Raw genomic sequence first — 23,046 nt, 5'->3', positions numbered from 1 at the left:
ATTGTGTGTGTAGCCGATGATGGACCGGGAACGACCGCTTCTAATCTAGAACGATTATTTGATGTGTTTTATCGTGATGATATGGCACGTAGTAATCCTCATAAAGGCAGTGGTCTAGGTCTTGCCATTGTGAAAAAGATGGTACAACAAATGAAGGGGTCTATTAATGCTGCGCAGGTGGAACCGCATGGATTACAGATTGTAATGAGGATTCCGCGTTATACTAAAGCAGATAATCACTAAGAACTGAAATAATAACAGCTAGTTTATTACTATACATTAGTTTATTACTATACATTGAAGAGGAACTATTGTGTCTAAACGAATCTTGATTATCGAAGATGACCAAGCGATTGCTGAAATTGAGCGAGATTATTTAAAACTTAGTCAGTTTGAAGTGGCCTTAGCCCATGATGGTGCCGAAGGGTTAAGCATGGCATTAACAGGGAATTTTGATTTAATTTTATTAGATGTTATGTTACCTACTATAGATGGATTTGAAATTTGTAAACAATTACGCAAAACGTTAGATATTCCGATTTTATGGTGACGGCTAAACAAGAAGACATTGATAAGATTCGTGGTTTAGGTCTTGGCGCTGATGATTATATTGAAAAGCCGTTTTCACCTAGTATTTTAGTGGCTCGTGTAAAGGCAAATTTGGCACAGTATGACCGATTGAAGCAGGGGCAACAGGCAGATACGTTAGCTGAAATCCAAGTAGGTCATTTACAAATTCAACCAGGTTCACATCGTGTATTTGTGCGCAACCAAGAAATAATCTTAAAAATAAGGAATATGAGCTATTATATTCTTAGTGCGTAATGGGGATTTAGTCTTTGATAAAGAAACTCTATATGAACGGATTTGGGGGCTTGATGCTATTGGGATGTAGCGACGGTGCCAGTTCATATTATCGATGCGTGAAAAAATTGAAGATGATCCTAGTAATCCTCAGTATATTGAAACTGTATGGGGGCAGGATATCGGTTTAAATTATAAGAATGTTAAGGCATGTATCTTATAGGGTGAAGCAGACTCTTTATCATACATAAGTAGATGTATTTAAGAAGGATAATTGTATAGGATGAGTATAGAAGCTATTATTGGCGATGGTCGATAATAGCTTTTTATTGTTGAATTTTAAAATTAGTAATAGAAAGTTTATTTATAATTAAATTTGTTGTAAGGAGAGTTTAATAAGCCTTATATACTATCTATATAGAAAAATCCAGGAGCATAGTATGGAGAGTGTATTAAATTATATACAACAAGTTGATTTTGCTATTTTAAATTATATTTGGTTACATGGGCATACAAATTGGTTGGATTCATTCATGATTACGATTACTACTTTAGGGGATAGTGGCGTTATTGGATGCCGTAGGATTTATTTACTTGGCGATCAGAGTATCGCAAGACTGGTATCGCTATTGTAGTAGCGTTAGCATTAGGCTTTTAATTTGTAATTTAGGAATTAAGCCTTTAGTAGGACGTATTCGACCTTTGAATGGCAACCAACGTTACAATTATTAATTACAGCCCCTCAGGGCTATTCATTTCCCTCAGGTCACACTTGGTCATCTTTTGCTATAGCTACAATCTAATGTTAGATAAAATTCCTAGACGCTATTGGGACTTGGTTTAGCTGCTTTTATCGGGATCTCAAGAATTTATTATATGCACATTTTCCTACAGAGTATTGTTGGTATGATATTAGGAATTCTTATTGGCTGCATAAGTTTAAATGTACTGAATATTTATTAACTGTATATGGAGATAAACTACCTAATTGTATAAACGATTATGTTAATGGAGGAATGGCGCCTGCTATATTACATCAGAAATTAATAATGATGAAGAAGAGATAGAAAATATGGCAAAATCTGAAATAGTTAGTGCTTCTTTAGATAATTATTATACTGAAAAATAGGAGTATTTATCATGACTAGTGTAAAAAAACAGTGTGCTACCTTATTAGGGATAGCCTTATACCTATTTTAGTTGGTAATTGGGCCATTGCTATTACTGATCCTGTAGAATCGAACTATGCACTAACAGCTAAAGAAATGCTATTAGCTCAGAATTATTTGTCACCACAAATTTATGGTCATTATTGGTATGATAAGCCCATTTTTTTCTATTGGGAAGTGATAGCAGGCTTTAAACTCTTTGGCATTAATGAATGGGGCGCCCGTTTTTTCCCTGCGCTATTTGGTGTTTTAGGATTATTTATGACGTATTGGTTTGGATATAAAGTTTATAACCGAGCTATTGGTTTTATGTCGGCTTTAATTTTAGGTACTTCTTTTGAATACTGGCTTATTGCTAAAGCTGTGATTACAGATATGACATTGTTTGTCTTTTTCAATGCAGCCTTAATTTGCTTTTACTTAGGGTACAGTCGTTTGCAACGGAATTATTATTATGGTGCCTATTTCTTTGCGGGGCTGGCTGTGTTGACAAAGGGGCCTATTGGCTTGCTTCTACCAGGACTTATCGTTATTTTATTTTTAATAAGTCAACAAAATTATAAAGAATTACTTCGTATGAAATGGCTAGGTGGTACAGTTATTTTCTTGCTAGTGGCCGGACCTTGGTATTATTTTATGTATAAGACACATGGCATGGAGTTTATCAATGTGTTCTTTGGCGTACATAATGTATTGCGGGCTACTGTGTCAGAGCATCCGCGAGATAATGTATGGTATTACTATTTAGGCATGTTTGTTATTGGATTTTTCCCGTGGATATTTACTGTGCCTGCCATGTTAAAACGATATTGGCAAGACCGTCGTTCTCAATTAAACACCAAGAGTTTTTGGCAACGATGGTGCACTTTTGATCAGACAACGACTTTTTATTAATTTGGGCACTTATAATTGTGGTATTTTACCAGTTGATGGCTACAAAGTATACAACATATACATTTCCTTATTTGTTACCAATTGCTCTATTAGTTGCCCGTCAATTACATGAGCGTTATAGCTTTGTGAAACGTGTAGTGTTGAACAATATTATTTTATATACTATTCTTACATTTGCTGTAGTGATTCCATTATGTGCTCAATATTCAGCTAAGAATATTGGCTATATAGTAGCAGATCATGTAACCGCTCAGGACATGGTTGTTAGCTATGGTAATTATAAAACGTCAATAGATTATTACAGTGGGCGATTAGTGTATCGAATTGAAAATCTGAAGATATTCCACATATGAAACCGTCCAATATGGATTGGAATACTAAAAATGTCATGCCTTTATTAGCTGCAGAGAAAGTAGTGATTACCCCGCAAGTATTAGCTATAGTAGAGAATCGTCGTATGGCAGATTTTCTTCAGGATGTAGGTGGTACATGGAGTATGATAGATAGTTTATCAAATTATACTGTGCTCCAGAAAAATAATATATTGATTTTAGATGTATTAATTAGATTGGGGATAGAGTGTACTTGGATAGGTATTAATCTCGTTTATGTAAGGCATGTCCGTCATATACATATTGGCGAATTAAGCGTTTGTGTTCAACGGTATGAATTTGAAATAAAATAATGGTCTTGATTGTCTTTGGCGTTTTCTTTATTTAATTTAAAATAATTCTGTTGTGAATGGGCCATGCTTTGTAAAATATCATCGGTTAAAAAGGTGAGTGGTGTATCTAACGCTGAATACTCGTAAAAATCATTTTCGAATTGTAAGTAATTGGGCGTAAAATAAGCAAATTGTAGTTGATTACGTTGAAACTCTCTAGTTTCCATTTTCGTCCATCTCCTCAGTGGTAATACGAATAATTTGATCTGGTGAAACAGTTACAAATTCTGAAGTTTTAGCTGTTTTTATAATGACTTCCTGTAAGTTTACATCTTGTACATAGCCTTGCAATTGCTGCACGTTTAGCCCTTGTTTTAATTGTTTTTCTATGTAAAATGTAGCTTTACATTGTTGCGCATAAAGACGTCCTAGCCAGATTAAACGTTCTTCTTGCTCCATAGTTTGGCCAAAATTTACTGAAACGTGTGACTGCAAAAGTGCTGTCTGATGATCGGATAAGAAGAAGCCCATCCATTTGGCCATTTTTCGGTCTTTATAGGTGCGGGCCGATTGAAATGGTAAGTAGGAACGATTAATCATAAGAGACCATCCAATCCTCCAGCACCGCCGGCTGCATGGCCACCAATTAGTTTACTGCGAGCAATAGCGCGGGATCCCTCTAGTAAGGCTGAAGCCTTTTGGAGAGCTAGAAAACCATGATGGCGACGGATATCATCAATGGTGTGTTCTAAATTATGGGCTTTTTGAATTGTTTCAGGATTATCAAAGAGTGAAATAGATTGGAGTGTTTCTGGTAGTAATTGACTGTAACGGACTCCAATTTGCCGAACCGGTTCACCTTTATAATGTTTACGAAATAGAGTGAGAATATGTTGTGTAAGGTCTTTTGTTAGTTGCGTCGGTTCAATTTTCATTTGAGCTTGTATAGTGCTACGAGTAGTAAGAGGAGTAGTATTAGTTATGTCAGTGAGATTAGCATTAGTAGTGTTAGTATTAGCGAGATTAGTATTAGTGTTAGTGGTAGCTAGATTAGTATTAGCGCTCCAAGATTCTTTGGCAAAGCCTATATAGATAGCGACACATTGTGTTTGTTGGTGACTACGGCGTAAGCGGATAGCAACTTGTTCGGCCATTTCAGAAAGAAGTAACTCTATGTCTTCTTGTTTGGTGTAGTTGCGCGGTAAAATTTGTGAGTTGCCAATGCCTTTGGATTGTATTTTGTAGGGTTCGCGTACATTACTTTCATCAACTCCATTGGCATGAAACCAGAGTTGTACACCGATGACACCGAATTCTTTTTTCAAACTATCTGGATTTGCATGGGCTAATTCTTTGATTGTATGAATACCTAGTTTTTCTAAACGGCGTGCTGTGCGCTGACCAATGCCCCAAAAGTCCGTTAGTTTAGGTAGTTGCCATACTTTACTTGGTACGTCTTCATAGGACCAATTGGCACGCATCATAGGGGTAGTTTTAGCTTCATTATCTAGGGCTAGTTTAGCCAGTAGGGGATTCGCATTGGACATGCCAACCGTACTAAATATGCCCGTGCGACGCCAGATATCATGTTGGATTTTAGCAGAGAGAATATCGAGTTTTTCACGGCGTGAAAGTTCTGGCTGAGGCACAAAATAATTAAGTGAACGGGTTAAATCAATAAACCCTTCATCAATTGAATAGGGGCAAATATCTTCAGTTGCTGCATATTCACGAAAAATTTGTTGAATTTCAATATTTTTTACAATATATAAGCCCATGCGAGGTGGCACAATCAGGGTTCGCTTAGCCCAGCTTTCAATGTAATTTATATAAGTATTATTGATAGGAAAGCCCTCTTGGAGGACTCTTTTTAAATTGAAACGTCGAGTTTCAATATCAAAGGGTAAATCATAGGAACGACTGACATTTTGCTTACCGAATACATGTTTGAAAGTAGGTGATGAGGCAAGGATGAGCCCTTTGGAATTGTCTGCTCGGCTCATAACGCATAGCGAAGTGGTGAGAGGATTAAGCCCTCGTTCGATGCACTCTACACTGGCATAAAAAGACTTCATGTCAATAAATGCAATATCAGCACGTGGCTCTAAATCGTAATTAATGTAACCCATATATGTCACCTCCTGTACCTTTACTAAAATAATACATCGAATAAATGTTTGAGTCAATTGCGTAATTCCATTAAAATAGAAGCATTTCTATATTGATATATTAGGCGGAAATATTATAATTGGTTGAAATAAATATACTTGAAATGCATATTATAAAAAGACAGATAATATCTAGAAAAAAGTGATATTATCTGTCTTTTTATTTAGAATTGTAATAAGAGTATGACCAAAATGTACTGTTCTATTGTATAAAATTTGTCTACAATAATATATTAAGAGCTTACACTGATTATCAGTGTAAGTGTATATAACAGCAATGATATATGTAGTATTAGTAGGGAGGCAATCATGGCAGAATCTAATTCAAAAACTTTGTATCAAGCACTATGGAATTGTGCAGATATATTAAGGTCTAAGATGGACGCGAATGAGTATAAGTCATATTTATTAGGTCTTGTATTCTATAAATATTTAAGTGATAAATTATTATTAACTTTTGCTGAACTATTAGATGAGCCAACAGAGGATTTAATAGAAGCACAACGTATTTTTGAACGTGAATATACAACGAATATTGATGACGAAGAATTTATTAAAGATGTGTATGAAAATATATCGTACATTATTAAACCTGAATTAACATTTACCTATTTGGTAGAATTAATGAATACTGGAGAGTTTCATTTAGAATATTTAGCACAAGGTTTATCTGATATTCAATTATCTTCTCCTGTATTTGCTAATTTATTTGAAGATATAGATTTGTTTTCTAAAAAATTAGGAAATACGCCTCAAAAGCAAAACCAGACTATCTCTGGAGTTATGAAAGAATTAGCGAATCTAGATTTGGCACATAGTGGGGATGTGTTGGGTGATGCATATGAATATTTAATTGGACAATTTGCTTCTGATTCTGGAAAAAAGGCTGGGGAATTCTATACTCCTCAAGCAGTATCTACTCTTATGACCCGGATAGTGTTGAATGATCGTGAAGATATGCCTGGATTTTCAGTATATGACCCAACTATGGGTTCTGGGTCATTGCTTTTAAATGCAAAAAAATATTCAAATATGCCAGGTATGATTCAATATTTTGGGCAAGAGTTAAATACGTCTACATATAATTTGGCACGTATGAATATGATTCTTCATGGTGTTCCTATTGAAAACCAACATCTACATAATGCAGATACTTTAGATCAAGATTGGCCAACAGAGGAACCTACAAACTTTGATGCAGTCTTAATGAATCCACCATATTCAGCCAAATGGGGAGCTGAAAAAGGATTTTTAGATGACCCGCGTTTCTTTACATATGGTGTATTAGCACCAAAATCTAAGGCTGATTTTGCATTTTTGTTACATGGTTATTATCATTTAAAAGATACAGGAGTAATGGCGATAGTGCTACCACATGGTGTATTATTCCGAGGCAATGCAGAAGGCAAAATAAGAAAAGTTTTGTTAGAGAATGGTGCAATTGATACAGTAATTGGTTTACCTGCCAATATTTTCTTTAATACTTCAATTCCTACTACAGTTATTATTTTGAAGAAAAATAGAACCAATCGGGACGTTTTATTTATTGATGCTTCTAATGAGTTTACTAAAGGTAAAAATCAAAATTTATTAGAAGAAGGGCATATTCAGAAAATTTTAGATACATATAAAAATAGAGAAGATGTAGATAAATATGCTCATGTAGCATCTTTTGAAGAAATTAAAGAGAATGATTTTAATCTTAATATTCCACGATATGTAGATACTTTTGAAGAAGAAGAACCTATTGATATTATTGAATTGAGTAAAGAGATAATCTCTATCAATAAAGAAATTGAAGAAACTGAAAAAGAATTTTTAGCTATGCTTGATGAATTACAGGTAACGGATGAGACACGAGATATTATTGAAGCAACAAAGGCGGTGTTCAAACGATGAAAAAAGAGCAAAGAAGAGCACCAGTATTACGTTTTAAAGGGTTTACAGACGATTGGGAACAGCGTAAGTTAGGGAGAAGTTACTCTAAAAATTATTCGAAAGCAGATTTGAAAAAAGAAGGAGTGCCAATTATTTTATATGGTAGACTTTATACCAACTATGAGATGTAATAACTGACGTAGATACATATACATTTAGTAAAATAGGTTCTGTTTATAGTAATGGTGGAGAAGTTATAGTTCCGGCTTCTGGTGAGACTGCTGAAGATATTTCCATAGCCTCAGTCGTTGAAAAGTCGGGTATTTTGCTGGGCGTGACTTAAATATAATTACACCATTATCTGAAATTGATTCTGTATTTTTAGCTATTAGTATATCCAATGGAAAGGCGCATAAGGATATGGCAAAAATGGCGCAAGGTAAATCTATAGTCCATCTCCACAATTCTGATTTAGAAAAATAGATTTAAACTATCCTTATCGAAAAGAACAGACAAAAATAAGTGTTTTCTTTAGAAAATCGACCACTTATCACCTTCACCAGCGTAAGTTAGAAAACTTAAAATTATTAAAGTTAGGATTAATACAGAATTTATTCCCCGCAAATGGAAAATTAAGGCCTATGATTAATATAACTAATAATGTTGAAAACTGGCAACAGCTTAAGTTATTTGATGTTTTAGAGATACCGATAAAAGAAAGACTAGAGAATCCAGCTTTAAATAAATTAATAACGGTTGGATTAAACTTAACTGGAATTCGGGTCGGTAGCGCCCGTGAAACATTAGACATAGGTGCTACAACTTATTATGTTAGAAGAAAAGGCCAGTTAATTTATGGCAAACAAAACTTTTTTAATGGATCAATGGCAATAATAGACGATAAATATGATGGATATGCAACATCTATTGATGTCCCTGCACTGAATATTAATAACAATAAAGTAGATTCTAAGTTTTTATATTATTATATTTCTCGACCATGTTATTATAAAAGAACAGAGGCTCAGGCTATAGGTACTGGCTCTAAACGCATTCATGAAAAAACTTTATTATCATTTGAAATATATTTACCTCCACTTGCAACGCAAAAAAAGATTGCTAAATTAATTAATAATATTGAAAAATATATTGCTAAACAAAATGTGCTACTAAATAATTATATAAATATAAAAAATAAATATTTGCAATTACTTTTTATTTGATTATAGCCTCCTTAAAATAAAATAGGTAATTTTCCCCTTTTTTATTATTAAGGAGGTTTTTCTTATGACAAGAAGACGAAAATCAAATTTATTATTTAGTACGTACTACAGAGAATGGATTCAGCTTTATAAAGTGGGAGCTGTACGAGAGGTTACACTTGATAAATATTGGAATACTCATCAACGAATTATAGAGTTAGCTCCTAATCTTCGAGTCCATGAAATTGACAGAGTTTTATATCAAAAACTGTTAAATGATTATGCTGAGACACACGAAAAACAGACCACTTTAGACTTTCATCATTTGCTAAAAGGCGCTATTAGAGATGCAATTGAAGATGGGTATTTACTCTCTGATCCTACTAGAAAAGTAGTAATAAAAGGTAAATCACCTAGAGAAAAGAAAATAAAATATTTAAATCAATTTGAACTACAAGCACTTATAAAGCAATTAAATTTAACCCCTAATTTAAATTGGGATTGGTTTATTTTATTAATCGCCAAAACAGGAATTCGTTTTTCAGAAGCTTTAGCTATTACTCCAGAAAGCTTTGATTTTTTTACCCAAAAATTAACAATTTCACAAACTTGGAGTTATAAAAAAGGTGATGGAGGGTTTCAACCTACAAAAAATCATTCTTCAATACGCAAAATACAATTAGATTGGCAAATAGCAATGCAATTTTCCCAACTTACGCAAGGATTACCACATGATAAACCTATATTTGTTACAAAGCGAGTATTTAACTCAACAATCAATAATCGCTTACAAAAGCTGTGTTTAAAAGCTAAAATACCAATTATTACTATACACGGATTACGACATACTCATGCATCTTTACTGTTGTTTGCGGGTGTTTCAATCGCTAGTGTCGCTGCCAGATTAGGTCATTCAAGTATGTCTACAACACAGGAGACCTACTTACATATCATTCAAGAATTAGAAAACCAAGATAATGATAAAATTATGAGACATTTAGCATCGCTTATTTAAAAAATAGGGACTGTAACATAAATGGCAAATAAAAATCACATTTCGTTACAGTCCCTACTTTTTTATAAATAATAAATTAATATAGACTTTCTTCAAAATTTTTAAGAATTTCATTCTATATTGGTAAAACTTACTTGTTCCATTGAAGAAAGTTAAAAATACATTTAATTTATTTTGGAATATATTATATCTAGAAACCCCTTGTGGTAATAAAGCCAATTTCTTTAGTATATTTTAGATCTCAAAGAGTAAGCCGTATAGTGATTATCTAAAATGACTGTTGGGTTAAAACCAAAACAAAAATTATTTAAATAAGTAATTTATTGAACAGAAATATGTTTAAAATCATCTTTTATTTTTTTGATTCCCCTGAGTAAATTTTACCAAATTTCCTTAATTTAGGCTGTTTCCATATATTAAAGCCCCTAAATCTTATTATTGGGTTTATTTATCCTTTTTCAGGGAATAAATATCGTAAATATATACTTTTTATCTTTTTTAAAGCTTCTAACTTACTTTGGTGAAGTTCAATTTTTTTATCTAATAAAAAAATAAACTTTGAAATCTTTATCATTTCACTTTTAGAAGGGAGTTTAATGTTAACAACTTTTATATTTTCTTTAGATAAGCTAGGAACGCCTGTAGATTCATCTAATTTATTCCACTTAATTTGTTGAAATAATATAAATAAAAAATAGAGTGAAATATATTTATTGGGAATTACATAAAATAAAGTATCAACAGTCCAAAAAGGAGCGTTTAAAATAAAAGGCTTATTAATAGTGCCTTTTCTGCCAATTCCAACAGCATCCTTATCATATGACAAAGCAGAATTAACCTTTGTCAATACTCCGCCAGTTCCATAAACAGGAATTGTACCTTTATTTAAATGTTTATAGTCTTTTCCATTATTAATAATACATACGTCCCCTAACTTACGCTGTTCCCAATTTGTATTAAAACCACTAAATCTTATTATCGGATTTGTTTGTTTCTTTTCAGGAAATAAACATTGTAAATATCTACTTTTTATTTTTTCTAAAGATTCAAGCTTACGCTGGTGAAGTTCAATTGTTTTTTCTAAGTAATTAATTAGACTAGCTATATTTTTTTGTTCATTTTTATTTTGTGGAAAGCTAAGAGTTGTATTAAAAAATCACGAGGAGATAGATTTAATAATCCATGGTTTCTAGCACCTTCAGTAGCTATTTTAGAAATATTAAAATGCCAATGATTTGATTTATAATATGCAGCCATATAATTAGAATTTATAATTGACTCTACTGGTTTAAATAATATATATAGGTTGATAAAACACCTGATTTATAGCGTTCTAAACGAGTAATGGTTCCCCAAGGAGCTGCTACTGAATAACTTTTATTATAAGCAAATTCTCCATGTTTGATTAAATAATAGTTTTTAAATCTTTTCCAGCAACAGTTTTATTAAAATATTTAATTGAGATATTAATCCTAGTTGGCCTGAAATAGTTAAGACTAATATTGACTCTAGATTGTTGTTTTTCCGAGTAATTTTTAGAGTGACTTCTCCTAACTTACGCTGTTCCCAAGGGTGAATAGCGTTATTTTTTCAAGCAATATGGAATATATCATGATATACTAGAATTAATTATTACATGAGGAAATTTTAAGTTGCATATAAAATAGTTAGGAGTGGCTACATGGGCATGCAATATACATCTGAAAGTAAAATGGAGAGAGAGTTAATCAATCAACTAGTATCTGGAGTATCACAGTGGACAGAGCGTCCAGATTTAAGAACAGAAGATGATTTATGGGATAATTTTAGAAAAAAGTTAGAACAGAATAATGTTGATGTACTTGATGGAGTTCCTTTAACTAATCTTGAATTTCAACAAATAAAAAATCAATTAAATTTTCCTACTTTTTATGATGCAGCAAAATGGTTAGCTGGAGAAAACGGTATTGCCAAAGTACAAGTACAGCGTGAGAATGCTACCTTAGGTACAATTAGATTACGTGTCATTAATCGCCAAGATATTGCTGGTGGTATTTCGAGTTATGAAGTCATTAATCAGTTTCAATCTGTAAAACGCTCTGGGATGGATCAAAATCGTCGTTTTGATGTAACGCTATTGATTAATGGATTACCAATGATCCATATTGAATTAAAAAATAGAACACATCCGTATATGGATGGTTTTAGACAAATAAAGAAATATTTACAAGAAGGTAAGTTTACAGGTATTTATTCTTGTTTACAATTATTTGTCATTTCAAATGGTACAGATACTCGATATATTGCAACTGCTCCAGATACAAAATTAAATGAACAGTTTTTAACTAAATGGGTTGATGAAAGCAATGAACCTGTAGATGACTATATTAATTTTGCAGATAAGGTTCTATCAATTCCTATGGCCCATAAAATGGTTACCCAATATACAGTGATAGATAATGATAAGAAGGCGTTGATTGCATTACGTCCTTATCAGATTCATGCAATTGAAGCTGTTAAAGAGGCTTCTAAAACAAGAATATCGGGCTATGTATGGCATACAACTGGCTCCGGAAAAACATTAACTTCATATAAGGTGGCACGTAATTTATTAATGATTCCATCGATTGATAAAACTATTTTTATTGTTGATAGAGTTGATTTAGATCAACAAACGACTGCATCTTTTCAGTCATATGCAGAAAATGATGTCATTGATATTGATGAGACGGATAATGTTAATGAATTGATTGAGCGGTTACTTTCTGCAAATCGTAATGTTATTGTGACGACGATTCAAAAGTTACATCATGTAATGCGACGATTTGAAACTAAAAAAGATACACCTAGGTATAAGAAGCTTACGCATTTAAATTTAGCATTTGTTGTTGATGAATGTCATCGAGCAATTTCAGCACAGAAAAAACATGAGATTGAGAAATTTTTTATTAATTCATTGTGGTATGGTTTTACAGGTACTCCTATTTTTGCAGAAAATGCTCATGCTGAAGTAGGGGAATTGCCAAGAACTACAGAGCAACAATATGGTAAACGTTTACATCAATATACAGTAAAAGAAGCTATTCATGATAGAGCTGTATTAGGTTTTCAAGTGGAATATAAACGGACAATTCCAGAATATCAATTAGATGAAATGATTGCTCGTATTAAAATGGGGAATAGCCATGAGGAATTAAGTCCGGAAGTTCTACGTACTATTATGGATATGGAAATTAAGGATAAAGAAAAACTAATTCCAGCAGAGGTGTTTTTATCAGAATCACATATGTTACAAGTAGTAGATTCTATTGTTAACCGTTCACGTAATAAATTAGGTTTTATAAAAGGACCTGGACAGACATATGATGCGTTATTAACAACGAGTTCTATCGAACAGGCTCAGAAATATTATAAGTTATTTAAGGCTGTTAAAAACGGGACTTCAAAAATAAAAGTTGATGAAAATATTAAAAAGGTATTACCTGATTTTCCAAAGATAGCTATAACTTATTCTATTTCAGAAAATGATGAAACATCTATTGAGAATCAGCGCGTAATGAAAGAGTGTATTGCTGATTATAATGAAGAATTTGGAACTAGCTATTCAATGGAAACGATTCGGCAATATAATAGCAATATTAATGATCGGTTAGCACGAAAGAAGAGTCAATATTTAAGTCGAGCTGCACAGTTGGATATTGTAATTGTTGTTGATCGTTTATTGACAGGCTTTGATGCACCTTGTATGAGTACTTTATTTATTGATCGTGCCCCTATGCAACCGCAGAATTTAATTCAAGCATTTTCACGAACTAATCGACTATTTACAGTAGATAAAAAATTTGGACAGATTGTAACATTCCAAACGCCGGCTTTGTTTGAGGAGCACGTTAAAAATGCTTTAATTTTATATTCAAATGGCGGTGAGAATGATGTATTGGCACCTACTTGGCAAGAATCAAGAGATAATTTTATAAAAGCTATTGAGGCATTATTATTAATTGCTCCTAATGTTAGCGATATAGTTATCCAAGGGGCTTCAGATGAATCCTTACGGCGATATGCTAAGGCATTTCAAAATGTAGATAAAGCATTTAGTGCGATTCGAGTGTATAGTGATTTTGACGAATCTATGTTAGGAACAGAGTTTTCAATAACATTTGATAAGTGGGAAGAGTATCGAGGGAAATATGAAAATGTTATTGATGAATTAAAAAAACGTAGAGGGACAGGCGATGACTCAGGTGATAATATAGAGTTTGATGTTAGTTATGAGCTAGAGACGACTCATACAGAAGAAATAAATTATGAATATATTATTTCTTTAATTCAAAGCTATGTGCCTAGTACCTCTAGTGAAGGGCAAGAGGTTTTATTTACTTCTATCGGGAAAAAAGCAGAGGCTGAAGTTAATGGATTTATTGAAGAATTATTTAAATCAAATCCTAAGATTGCTACAATGCTAGATGAGATTTGGCAAGGTATTTTGTCTAATCCAAATGAATATAGAGATGTTAATATTTCAGAGCTGTTAGAAGATAAAAGTCAAGAAGCACGGGAGTATGCATATCAAACTTTCTCAAGAAAATGGGGCGTAAAAGAGCATATTGTATCATATATGGGTGATACCTATAATCCACGAAATGAAATACAACCTGGCGAATCTGAGTTAGTTAAGACTGCTGATTATACTAAATATAAGGAAACTACTGAAGAACCGGTTTCTAGATTAAAATATAAAAGGGCTATAACCACTGATTTGAAACAGATGATAGAAAAGGATATTTTACCATTGCGGAGAAAGTAGGGATACTATTGGCTATAGATGGAGCAGTTATTACCTTATTTTTATTAGATAAAGAGCCAACTGGTCGTATTAAGGGGAGTATGGAAGGTCGCCCAGGTGTAGTGTATAAAATCCCCAGAACCTTAGCGGATAATTGTAATGACTTAAAATATTTACAACAAAGTGGTGTTTATTTTCTAATGGGAACTGATAAAGATGATAACGCCAGTATTTATATAGGGCAGGGAGGAATACGAAAAAATGGGTTAGGCGTTTTATCTAGAGCAGTAGAAGCACATCAATCTATTGACTATTGGACGGAAGCTATTATTATCACAACATCAGATGACTCTTTTGGCCCTACAGAAATAAGCTTTTTGGAAAATAAATTTTGTAATATGGCAAAGAAAGGTAACCGTTATAAAGTTACAAATAATGTAGAGCCTACAATTGGCAATATTTCTGAAGAAAAAGAATGTGTGTTAGAAGAGTTTATTTCTTATATTAAAATGATTATAGGGACAATGGGCTATAAAATATTTGATCCTATTGGTAAAAGCACAAAAACGAAAGAAGACAAGTTGATTACTACTTTAAAAGGTTATAAGGCTTATGGTAAACGGACAAATGATGGCTTTATGGTATTTAAAGGTAGTGAAGTTGTTCAAGAAAAAACAGCTAGTTGTCCTAATTATGTAATACGTAATAGAGATAAGTATAAAAGTAAAATAAAAAATGGAAAATTAATTGAAGATATACTATTTTCTTCCCCTTCTGCTGCTGCGACCTTTGTACATTTTGCTAGTGCTAATGGGTTACTAGTTTGGAAACGAGTTAGTGATGGTATGACATTAGGTGAAATAGAAAAAGCGTTAGAAGAAAAAGTATTAAACAGTTGATATTTATCCCCTCCCCCGACCGTTTATGGTTGGGGGATTTTTGTATTTTATTAATTTTTACTTTTTATTCAAAAATAGGCATTGAGTTATGATAATAATTCATTACTATGTGTATTTCGTTGACTGGGGTAATATAGGGCAGTATAATTCGACTTATAAAGGCTATTTATGAAGTTTTCATGTAGCGCATAGGTGTATGGGTATATTTAGCGGGGATTTACTTAGGAGGGGTAATATGTTAGGTAAGAATAAATCAAGACTTGTTGCATTACTATGTTGTAGTAGTATTGGCATTGTATTGAGTAGTTCAATTGTAGCTGCAGAAGGTGTAGTGACATCGGATTATGATTTGGGGACAGTAGTAGTAACTGCTACTAAAACTAATCAAGATATTGCGAATGTGCCAGCTAGTGTAAGTGTTATTACGTCGCAAGATATAGAGCATAAGAATATCTCGTCAGTGCAAGAAGCCTTACAATTTTTGCCTGGTATTTTTATTGATCAGAGTGCTCAAGGCAGCTTAACTATGCGTGGCATGGATTCGACGGATGTACTAGTTTTAGTCGATGGGGTACAGCAAAATAGTTCATACAATGGTGTAGTGAATTTTAATATGGTGCCCATTACGAATGTGGAACGTATTGAAGTTCTAAGAGGGGGCGCATCCTCTTTGTATGGGGGCCACGCAGTAGCAGGTGTTATTAATATTATTACAAAAGGAGTGCCCGAGGAAGGTACTTCTGTAGTAGCTGATATGTCATATGGTAGTAACAATACTTGGAAAAAAGCTGTTACAGTAAACTCTAGATTATCTGATAAGTGGTCTTTAGGAGTGAATTATGAAAAGCGTTCGTCTGATGGATATCGTGGTTTTTATCGGGCAGCTTCAGCTAATACGGTGAAAGCGAATACTAAAATTGATGCTAGTGCTGATTTGAAACAATTAAGTAATGGTACCTATTTATATGGTGGGCGTGGTGAAAAAGAATGGGAACATGAAAATTATGGCTTTAAGATTGGCTATAATTTAATCAAGATAAACTGTTAACATATAGTTATTCAAGAACGAATAGTCAGTCTTTTTATAAGAATCCATTTACTTATGTACGTGATGCTAAGGGAAATCCCGTTTGGAAAGGTAATATATTAGTTGGCGAGAATAAATATATAAGTCTCTCTCCTAAAAATTTTTAGGTTATGATAGTGAGAATAAACGGGACACGCATATTTTGTCGTATCAGGATACGGCGAATGATTTCTTAGCTAGAGCAAGTTATGCGCATGATAAAGTTGATGGATTTACATCGGCTACGGTTCCAAGTAAATATACAGGGATTGATTGGGCCGGGGTTGGTGATTATTCGCAACATCCAGGTAAAAAATGGGCCTATGAAATTGAAAAGACGTGGCATGATATTGGAAAACATACCATTAATGCAGGGGTTTCTTATCACGAAGAAGAAATGATTCAAAAACGTTATGATTTATCTTCTTGGCATAATAAGGGTTCAATTATTGAGCAATATGCACAGGACGAAGGGAAAGTGAAAAACTTAGCGGTTTTCGTTCAAGATGAATATAAATTTGATGATGAATGGTCTTTGTTTGTTGGTGCTCGTTATGATCGTTTCAAAAAAGGGGATGGAAAATTCTGGCGTAGCGGTAAAAATGGTTATGATACAACTTCAGAGGGTAAAACGTATAATCATATAAGTCCCAAGGTTGCCTTAGAGTATAAAGCCAATGAGAATATGAATTATTATGTATCATATGGAGAATCATTTAATCCACCAGCTTTGTATAATATTTATCGGTTTGGTGGGTCAGGTATGGGAAATGTAATTCCTAATCCAGATTTAGATCCTGAAATATCTAAGACCTGGGAAGTGGGGATGAAACGTCATTTAACTGATAAAGATACATTAGATATTTCTTTATATCAAGTAGAAACAAAAGATAAAGTAGCTTATACATATTTTTATGCGCCTAATAGTAGTATTGTTGAATATAAACAATATATTAACTATGGGGAAGAAAATCGTCGTGGCATTGAGTTAAATTATGAACATAGATTTAATGATAATTTAAGCTCGTATATTAATTATGCTTGGCAGATGGGCAAAGTGAGTGGGCCTGAAATCACAAATACGAATCAATCTGGTTATAATAATCAAGTTGATTATGGTGTGCCTAAACATATTTTCCATGCAGGGCTAGCGTATGATAGAGCGAAATGGATTGCCTTGCTAGATATGCAATATGTGAGTCCTCGTCAAAATGCCAATGCCCCAGGTGGTGAGTATGGGGCTTATGATGGTTATTTCTTAGTCAATACAAGTGTGGGCTATCGAGTAACACCTGATTTTACAGTTAAATTCAGCATTGATAATATATTTGATAGAGAATTTTACGATAATGAAGCAACGGCTGGTCGCACTTATACCTTAGGTGTTCGTTATGAATATTAGAAGGTTGATAAATATATGAGACGTTGGTATCGAGTACATAAGTATGCTGGTATAGTTAGTTTAGCAATTTTCTTTTTACTTTGCTTTTCAGGTTTAGTGATTATGGTTAGAAGTATTTCTTTTGTGCATTTTGATCAACTTGGAACGCCTTATACAGGGGCAGCAATGTGGCGCAATAGTGATGTTAAAGTACAAGAAGTATTAAAAGAAAATTCTAATTTGCAACTTGATTCACATGACTATTAGACCTGAAAAGTCGATGCTAACGATTCGTTTTAAAGAACCGGGGCGTGATGGATTAATTCGTTATCATTTTATGGTAAAAATGATGAATGGATATCAGTAAATAATGAATTTATACCAGGCTATTATAATAATGACTATTTGAATGTACTAACGCGTTGGTTGGCTAAATTACATAGTAATTTAGGGTTAGGAAATTATGGTCGTATTATATTGTTGGTTTTTACTTTTATAAGTTTAATTACGTGTTTTGCAGGGTATTTTTACATCGAAGATTAGTTAATAGAAAAAGTACAATAGGCTATTATTCACTCATAGAATATTAGGGCTTATAGCAGCTCCTTATTGTATTATTTTATTTATTTCGGGAGGTTTATTAATTGGTTACTCTTATTTTTTCAAAAAAATAGACTATTTAGAGCATAAATTTTAGCAGCTAAGGAATATTTTAGTTTTCATCTGTTGATGGGGATATCTATTCCTATACTGAAATATTTGAAGCGGTTAAGGATATATATCCAGATAAAGAAGTAGTACAATTAATATCCCTTCAGTCAGTGCGTTAACGCAAGCGAGTAGTAGTACCTATTATTTTCGATTAGTAGATAAAGAATCGGTTTCCAGACTGTTATCAAGGCTATTTATCAACTGACAGTTTATGGGTATCAGCATATAAGAAGAATAATATGATGCGTTATGAAGCGGTGTCACCTTGGTATATTAAGTGGTTTGGCCAAGGGTGTAGATTTACATTTAAAAAACCATGAACATCCAGTACTACAATTAATTTGGATATTTTATTTAGTAGTTAGCTGTTTAATGATGATAGTGCTTTTTATTAAATCATTACGAGGTATCTGGGTCAAAGTCAATATTAAGTATCCGTTGAGTCAAGGTATTTTTTTGTTAACTTGTGGTGTTTAATATTGCCATTGTATGGATTAATTGGTACTTATGCAGGAATAGTTTTGTGGAATTTTGAGCATTATGTTATTGGGCGTTAATTTACGAGGTATAAATTTAAAAAAATAAGTTAAAATATTTGATTTTATAACTTTAAAAATTAAATATAGGTATATGGTTGACAGTCATATACTAGAGTTATATAAACTATAGTTAATACTTAATTAAATAGAGAATATATAGGTGTCATTAGACTTAATAGGGAAATCGGTATAAGCCGATGCGGTCCCGCCACTGTAAGAGGAGCAAACCTCACATTGCCACTGGTTAAATCTGGGAAGGCGAGGTAAGCTATGAATCTAAGCCAGGAGAACTGCCTATAGAAGAATCACCGTTTTACCTACGAGCGATGGGGAGGGGATTGGCGATAATATAAATTGTGAATTTTTTATTTTCTTAGTTATGTTATAGACACATCTTCGTAGATGTGTCTTTTTTATTTTTACCTTTAGGCTGGAGGGATTATAGTCGTGGATTTATTAGCATTATTTCACAAGGGCGGTTTAGTTATGTACCCCATTTTACTGGCATCTATTATTGCAGTCGCTATTGGGGTTAATCGGTATTTATGTTATAAAGGAGCTGTTGCAAACATTGAATTGTTAAAAGAGCGTTTACCTGAATTATTACGACATAATCGATTAGAAGAAGCTAAAGTTATCTGTGAGGAAGCTGGTGGTAGCTGGTAAGATTATTAAAGAGGCAATTGATGAACGGACGGAGGATTTAAATGCTAATGATGTAGCTGAAAGTATTGCTATGCATGAAGTATTTCAGTTGAAAAAATATTTAAATTATTTGGAAACGATTGTTACTCTATCCCCTTTATTGGGCTTATTAGGTACCGTAGTTGGAATGATTGGCTCCTTTAGTGTGTTATCTATTGAGTCAGGTGAACCGTTTGCTATTACTGGCGGTGTAGGTGAAGCTTTAATTGCTACTGCTACAGGTTTGTTAGTGGCTATTTTTAGCATTAGTGATTCATACCTAATTTAGCACAACGTGTCAATGTGTTGATTGCTGATATAGAATATGTAACGTCAATCTATGTAATTAATACGAATGCAGGTAATCGCTATGAAGCTTAAATCCATGAAAATAGATCATCAACCCAAATTAATGATTATCCCTATGATCGATATTATTTTCTTTTTACTTGTCTTTTTTATGATGAGTATGCTTACTATGGTTGTTCAAAAAAGTGTACCTATTCAATTGCCACAAGCAGCTACGTCTAAAGTCAGTTTAGATGAAGTGCTTCCTATTACCGTTGCATCAGATGGGACAATTTATTTAGAAAAGAAGTAGTGCCAGAGGGACAATTAAGACACCGTTTAGAAACCGAGGTTAGTAAAAATCCTAGTTTGGCTATTATTGTTCGGGGTGATGCTGGTGTAAATTATGGGCGTGTAGTTAGTGTTATTGATACAGTGAAAAAGTCAGGCATACAAAAGTATCCAATCGCTGCTGAGGAAAGATAGGAGCAATTGTAAATGAATTATCAAAATATGTGGACGAAACCTTGGATAGCCTCCCTTAGTCTTCACGCCATAGTTTTGCTATCAATTCCTTTTTTACCTTGGCCTGAAACACCGAAATTTGAGGAGCCTGAGAATCATATTGAGGTTGACTATGTAGAAATTAAACGGCCAGTACCGAAAGGCTCACCTGATAGTGGCGGGGATGGCGTGATGGTAGTGGTAATTTTACGGTCAATTTACCAGCCATAGCACCTATTACTACTTTGCCTGAATTTCGGATCCCTTAACGAGTAGTAATGATGATAGTATCATTACTAAGCATCAGGATATTAAGCAACAGGGCGATGATAGGGCTGGTTTAGAAAGTACTTTTGGTGGTGAAACGTCAGGTAATGGGCGTGGTGGTAGCGCAGGTTTTGGCACGGGTGACCAACCCAGGCATTCAAGGCGATGAAAATGGCGAAGTAGTGGATGCGACTTTTTATCGACCGGTGCCAATTTATACACCAAAACCACGATACCCGCGCTCAGCTAGAAATCAAGGCGTTCGTGGTAGTGTGGGTGTAGGCTTAACTATTGGAGTAGATGGAAATGTAGAATCTGTATGGGTAGTTGATTCATCAGGCAGTGAAATACTAGATCAAGCTGCTTTAGATACAGTAAGTACTTGGCGGTTTGAACCGGCTAGACGAGGTGCGGAAGCTGTGAGTACTAGGACAAGTTTGAATGTAGAGTTTCAATTAAGGTAATACCTGTAGATGTGAATATAGGTGAGAAAATGAAAATAAGAGAATGGGAAACAATGTATGAGAAGAAGAAAACAAATTGTTAGTATTTTGGCCTTAATAAGCGTATTGATTATAGTAGTACTTGCTGCTTTACACGTAGGGACCATTAAAGTTCCGATTGTGGGTGGACTAGAGAGCTTGGCTCAGGGGATGGGGTTACCAATAGAAATCATTACACCATTAGAACCAGAACAAGAAGCGGTACTGTGGTATATTCGAATGCCGAGGGTATTGATAGGTCTTATGGTTGGTGCATCGTTGGCTTTAGCTGGGGCTGTTATGCAAGGCATTTTTTCAAATTCGTTAGCAGACCCTGGTATTATGGGCGTTTCGGCGGGGGCTTCGTTAGGTGCGGTTATTGCTATTTCATTGGGGTTAACATCGCTAGGTATGTTTTATATGCCTTTATTTGCCTTTATAGGGGCTTTTTTAGCTGTGGCGATAACTATTATATTGACTATGCAAGGGGGCGTGTAGAAACGGCTACGTTATTATTGGCAGGTGTTGCTGTTAGTATGTTATTGGGGGCTTTTACTTCTGGTATGTTAACACTGATGAATGAATATCGTTTGCGAGAATTTTTGTTTTGGATGGTAGGTGGTCTTGATTTTAGACGATGGGAGCATGTCTTGCTAGCAGTAGGTCCCTTTGTAGTGTGTAGTTCTATTTTAATGATGCTAGGACGTCAATTAAATGTGCTAGTTCTTGGTGAAATAGAAGCTAAGGCCCTGGGTGCTCCTGTTATGTTATATCGAGTACTCTTTTTATTTCTTGCCTCTTTTATTACAGCTGTAGCTGTTTGTGTGAGTGGCGCTATTGGGTTTGTAGGACTTATTGTTCCTCATATCGTGCGCATTTTAGTGGGCCATCATCGAATTTTATTACCAACATCAGCGCTGGCAGGGGCTGTATTCCTTGTGCTTTGTGACATTAGGACGTATAGTAGCGGCACCAAGTGAAATTAGGGTAGGCATTATGACAGCCCTTTTAGGGGCTCCATATTTTTTTATATTTATTGCGTCGTGTTCGTCAAAAAGGAGGCATTTAGATGGAGTTAGCAGTACACCAAATGAGTGTATCCTTAAGTGGGCAAGTTATATTACATAATGTATCTGCTACCATTCGAAGTGGAGAATTCGTAGGTATTATTGGGCCCAATGGGTCTGGTAAAACGACATTTTTAAAGTCTTTACGGGGGCTCTCTCCGATACAGTCTGGTGAGGTTATTTTAAATGGCCATAATATAAAGCAGTTAACAGATAAACAGATTGCGCGGCAAGTGTCTTATATGCAACAAAATATTAGCTTAAATTTCGGTTATACAGCTAAAGAGATAGTATTAACCGCTCGGTATCCGTATTTGAAATGGTGGCAAAATGAAACATCGCATGACAAAGCTATTGTAGATCAAGTCATGAAAGACGTGGGGATTTGGTCGCTTCGCCATCGCACTATTAATGAATTAAGTGGCGGTGAGCGACAGCGCGTATTTCTTGCTAAAGCATTGGCACAAGATACAGACTTATTATTGTTAGATGAACCGACAGCAGCACTCGATTTAGTATATGCTGATGAAATTTTTTCGCCAAGGAAAATTCTATTGTGAACAGGGAAAAGGAATTTGTATTGTTGTTCATGATTTGGA

At 34.1% G+C, this 23,046-nt stretch carries 22 protein-coding genes, 4 pseudogenes and 1 riboswitch; of the genes and pseudogenes, 22 read left to right on the top strand and 4 right to left on the bottom strand.

Annotated elements, in window-relative coordinates; all coding sequences use genetic code 11:
• The 6 genes and pseudogenes from DYE54_RS10110 to DYE54_RS10480 all read left to right on the top strand — a co-directional run.
• Positions 1-243 (top strand): ATP-binding protein (locus DYE54_RS10110; RefSeq protein ID WP_245935745.1); only part of this gene is annotated, 243 nt, incomplete at its 5' end.
• A 70-nt stretch (positions 244-313) separates the two neighbouring features.
• Positions 314-1,002 (top strand): annotated as a pseudogene (locus DYE54_RS10105) (response regulator transcription factor).
• A gap of 242 nt (positions 1,003-1,244) precedes the next feature.
• Positions 1,245-1,439, top strand: coding sequence for a hypothetical protein (locus tag DYE54_RS10100; RefSeq protein WP_115311160.1), 195 nt, complete (start codon positions 1,245-1,247; stop codon positions 1,437-1,439).
• A 525-nt stretch (positions 1,440-1,964) separates the two neighbouring features.
• On the top strand, positions 1,965-2,867 hold the full coding sequence (locus DYE54_RS10285; protein WP_218564785.1) for an ArnT family glycosyltransferase: 903 nt from the start codon (positions 1,965-1,967) through the stop codon (positions 2,865-2,867).
• A 35-nt stretch (positions 2,868-2,902) separates the two neighbouring features.
• Positions 2,903-3,220 carry a hypothetical protein gene (locus tag DYE54_RS10280; RefSeq protein WP_218564784.1) on the top strand — a complete coding sequence of 106 codons (318 nt, stop codon included), beginning with the start codon at positions 2,903-2,905 and terminating at the stop codon, positions 3,218-3,220.
• An 11-nt stretch (positions 3,221-3,231) separates the two neighbouring features.
• Complete coding sequence (locus DYE54_RS10480) at positions 3,232-3,552, top strand: hypothetical protein (RefSeq protein WP_218564783.1); 321 nt, start codon at positions 3,232-3,234, stop codon at positions 3,550-3,552.
• On the opposite strand, the gene DYE54_RS10090 is transcribed toward DYE54_RS10480, so the two are convergent.
• From DYE54_RS10090 to DYE54_RS10475, 3 genes are read right to left on the bottom strand one after another with little or no spacing between them, the layout of a single operon-like run.
• Positions 3,525-3,758, bottom strand: coding sequence for a DUF5960 family protein (locus DYE54_RS10090; protein ID WP_218564782.1), 234 nt, complete (start codon positions 3,756-3,758; stop codon positions 3,525-3,527). The genes DYE54_RS10480 and DYE54_RS10090 overlap by 28 nt on opposite strands.
• Complete coding sequence (locus DYE54_RS10085) at positions 3,748-4,131, bottom strand: CBS domain-containing protein (RefSeq protein ID WP_115309856.1); 384 nt, start codon at positions 4,129-4,131, stop codon at positions 3,748-3,750. Before DYE54_RS10085 ends, DYE54_RS10090 begins: the two co-directional genes overlap by 11 nt.
• On the bottom strand, positions 4,128-5,660 hold the full coding sequence (locus DYE54_RS10475; RefSeq protein WP_115309855.1) for a Y-family DNA polymerase: 1,533 nt from the start codon (positions 5,658-5,660) through the stop codon (positions 4,128-4,130). Before DYE54_RS10475 ends, DYE54_RS10085 begins: the two co-directional genes overlap by 4 nt.
• A 348-nt stretch (positions 5,661-6,008) precedes the next feature.
• On the opposite strand from DYE54_RS10475, the gene DYE54_RS10075 reads away from it, so the two are divergent.
• The 4 genes from DYE54_RS10075 (at position 6,009) to DYE54_RS10060 (ending at position 9,794) form a co-directional block, all read left to right on the top strand.
• Entirely contained in the window at positions 6,009-7,598 is a 1,590-nt protein-coding gene (locus DYE54_RS10075) for a type I restriction-modification system subunit M (protein ID WP_115309854.1), read from the top strand.
• Entirely contained in the window at positions 7,595-7,768 is a 174-nt protein-coding gene (locus DYE54_RS10220) for a hypothetical protein (protein ID WP_174900340.1), read from the top strand. Before DYE54_RS10075 ends, DYE54_RS10220 begins: the two co-directional genes overlap by 4 nt.
• Before the next feature lie 450 nt (positions 7,769-8,218).
• Positions 8,219-8,800 carry a restriction endonuclease subunit S gene (locus DYE54_RS10065; protein ID WP_115311161.1) on the top strand — a complete coding sequence of 194 codons (582 nt, stop codon included), beginning with the start codon at positions 8,219-8,221 and terminating at the stop codon, positions 8,798-8,800.
• A 64-nt stretch (positions 8,801-8,864) separates the two neighbouring features.
• A complete protein-coding gene (locus DYE54_RS10060; protein WP_115309852.1) occupies positions 8,865-9,794 on the top strand; it encodes a site-specific integrase in 930 nt (309 codons plus the stop codon).
• A gap of 448 nt (positions 9,795-10,242) precedes the next feature.
• Here DYE54_RS10060 and DYE54_RS10210 read toward each other — a convergent pair whose 3' ends face one another.
• Positions 10,243-10,770 carry a restriction endonuclease subunit S gene (locus DYE54_RS10210; RefSeq protein WP_281267718.1) on the bottom strand — a complete coding sequence of 176 codons (528 nt, stop codon included), beginning with the start codon at positions 10,768-10,770 and terminating at the stop codon, positions 10,243-10,245.
• A gap of 705 nt (positions 10,771-11,475) precedes the next feature.
• Between DYE54_RS10210 and DYE54_RS10050 the strand changes: the two genes are divergently transcribed.
• The 12 genes and pseudogenes from DYE54_RS10050 to DYE54_RS09990 all read left to right on the top strand — a co-directional run bounded on the left by DYE54_RS10050 (position 11,476) and on the right by DYE54_RS09990 (position 23,007).
• Positions 11,476-14,580, top strand: coding sequence for a type I restriction endonuclease subunit R, EcoR124 family (locus DYE54_RS10050; RefSeq protein WP_115309850.1), 3,105 nt, complete (start codon positions 11,476-11,478; stop codon positions 14,578-14,580).
• Positions 14,581-14,588: 8 nt separating this feature from the next.
• Positions 14,589-15,458 (top strand): GIY-YIG nuclease family protein, encoded by an 870-nt coding sequence (locus DYE54_RS10045; RefSeq protein WP_245935681.1) that lies wholly within the window; start codon positions 14,589-14,591, stop codon positions 15,456-15,458.
• A gap of 235 nt (positions 15,459-15,693) precedes the next feature.
• Complete coding sequence (locus DYE54_RS10040) at positions 15,694-16,506, top strand: TonB-dependent receptor (RefSeq protein WP_172460605.1); 813 nt, start codon at positions 15,694-15,696, stop codon at positions 16,504-16,506.
• Positions 16,507-16,678: 172 nt separating this feature from the next.
• A pseudogene (locus DYE54_RS10035) lies at positions 16,679-17,926 on the top strand (TonB-dependent receptor); the annotation flags it as partial.
• Between the two features lie 15 nt (positions 17,927-17,941).
• Positions 17,942-18,172 carry a PepSY domain-containing protein gene (locus DYE54_RS10030; protein ID WP_115311157.1) on the top strand — a complete coding sequence of 77 codons (231 nt, stop codon included), beginning with the start codon at positions 17,942-17,944 and terminating at the stop codon, positions 18,170-18,172.
• A 1,124-nt stretch (positions 18,173-19,296) separates the two neighbouring features.
• Positions 19,297-19,467: riboswitch (cobalamin riboswitch) on the top strand.
• Between the two features lie 135 nt (positions 19,468-19,602).
• On the top strand, positions 19,603-19,821 hold the full coding sequence (locus tag DYE54_RS10020) for a hypothetical protein (protein ID WP_115311155.1): 219 nt from the start codon (positions 19,603-19,605) through the stop codon (positions 19,819-19,821).
• The gene (locus DYE54_RS10015; protein WP_245935744.1) at positions 19,808-20,128 is read left to right on the top strand and encodes a MotA/TolQ/ExbB proton channel family protein; all 321 of its coding nucleotides are present in this window, start codon (positions 19,808-19,810) and stop codon (positions 20,126-20,128) included. The genes DYE54_RS10020 and DYE54_RS10015 overlap by 14 nt, the downstream gene beginning before the upstream one ends.
• A gap of 66 nt (positions 20,129-20,194) precedes the next feature.
• A pseudogene (locus tag DYE54_RS10470) lies at positions 20,195-20,613 on the top strand (ExbD/TolR family protein).
• 12 nt (positions 20,614-20,625) lie between these two features.
• On the top strand, positions 20,626-20,862 hold the full coding sequence (locus DYE54_RS10005) for a hypothetical protein (protein ID WP_115311153.1): 237 nt from the start codon (positions 20,626-20,628) through the stop codon (positions 20,860-20,862).
• A gap of 125 nt (positions 20,863-20,987) precedes the next feature.
• The gene (locus DYE54_RS10000) at positions 20,988-21,362 is read left to right on the top strand and encodes an energy transducer TonB (RefSeq protein WP_115311152.1); all 375 of its coding nucleotides are present in this window, start codon (positions 20,988-20,990) and stop codon (positions 21,360-21,362) included.
• Positions 21,363-21,419: 57 nt separating this feature from the next.
• A pseudogene (locus tag DYE54_RS10465) lies at positions 21,420-22,360 on the top strand (FecCD family ABC transporter permease).
• A gap of 89 nt (positions 22,361-22,449) precedes the next feature.
• Positions 22,450-23,007, top strand: coding sequence for an ABC transporter ATP-binding protein (locus tag DYE54_RS09990; RefSeq protein ID WP_245935742.1), 558 nt, complete (start codon positions 22,450-22,452; stop codon positions 23,005-23,007).
• The last annotated feature ends 39 nt before the right edge of the window (positions 23,008-23,046 follow it).

The sequence above is a fragment of the Veillonella criceti genome (assembly GCF_900460315.1).
Taxonomy (GTDB): Bacteria; Bacillota; Negativicutes; order Veillonellales; family Veillonellaceae; genus Veillonella_A; species Veillonella_A criceti.
The sequence above is the reverse complement of the archived record's forward strand: the minus strand, read 5'-3'. Positions and strand labels throughout refer to the sequence as shown.